Source organism: Mesorhizobium sp. M7A.F.Ca.US.014.04.1.1 (genome assembly GCF_003998745.1).
Lineage (GTDB): Bacteria > Pseudomonadota > Alphaproteobacteria > Rhizobiales > Rhizobiaceae > Mesorhizobium > Mesorhizobium ciceri.
Window position 1 is genome coordinate 1 of record NZ_RZRW01001159.1, and the last position, 949, is coordinate 949.

General features: G+C 58.6%; 1 pseudogene. It reads left to right on the top strand.

Features of this window, described 5'->3' with window-relative positions:
• Positions 1-556 (top strand): annotated as a pseudogene (locus EOA22_RS35285) (chemotaxis protein CheB); the annotation flags it as partial.
• Between the last annotated feature and the right edge of the window lie 393 nt (positions 557-949).

Sequence of the window (949 nt, forward strand, 5' to 3'; positions counted from 1 at the left end):
GGTCAGCGTGGTTCAAGATCCCGACGACGCTGCAGTACCCGATATGCCGCTGAGCGCCTTGCAGAATGTGGAAGTCGACCATTGCGTCGCCCTGTCCGAAATGGCTGGCCTGTTGCGCAGGCTTGCGTCCGAACTCGCAGGGCCGACACCAGAAATCCCGCCTGTCATCCGCCTTGAGGCTGCGATTGCTGCTCAGGAGCACAGCACAATGGAACAGACAGAACGCCAGCTTGGCATCCCCTCGACATTTGTCTGCCCCGAATGTCACGGACCGCTTTGGGAGATCGAAGACGGGCCGATTACCCGTTACCGTTGTCACACTGGACATGCATTCGGAGCGGACGTTTTGATGCAGGCCCAGGCGGACGATGCGGAACAGGCCCTTTGGAGCCTTCTAAGAGCGCACCAGCAGCGGGCCGAGTTGGCGAAACGGACGGCGCAACGAGAAGCCGCTCGGGAAAGACATAGCTTGGCCAGCCAAATGGCTACGCGGGCCGCGGAACACGAAGCCGACGCGAAACTTATTGAAGAAATTATCCATCGTCGAAGGCCGTGACAAACACACGCCCCGACAACCATGACCTTATTTCGGTCCGGGGCTCACAGTACGGCGTTGGCGACTTGCCGGAAACCATGATCCCCCACAGAGACAGCGAGGGTGGTCAACACGAGTCATTCTTCAAACATCCTTCAATGCCGGCGGCAAACAACGATATTAGGTCACATTAGCGTCAGGCGGACGACGTCATTTCTACCTCGACGGCAGAAGGCGCCAATCGCATTTTCAGGCGTCTTGCAGTTCGAAAGCAATGATGGCAGCCTCAGCGACCGCATGCCGCTGGCGTTGGTGCGCAGCCATAATGAATAGCTAGGGCCGCGTCCTCATCCGTCGGGCGGCTCACGCACCAACTCGAACGTGACCTTCACGGAGAATAGGAGCTTGCTGGTG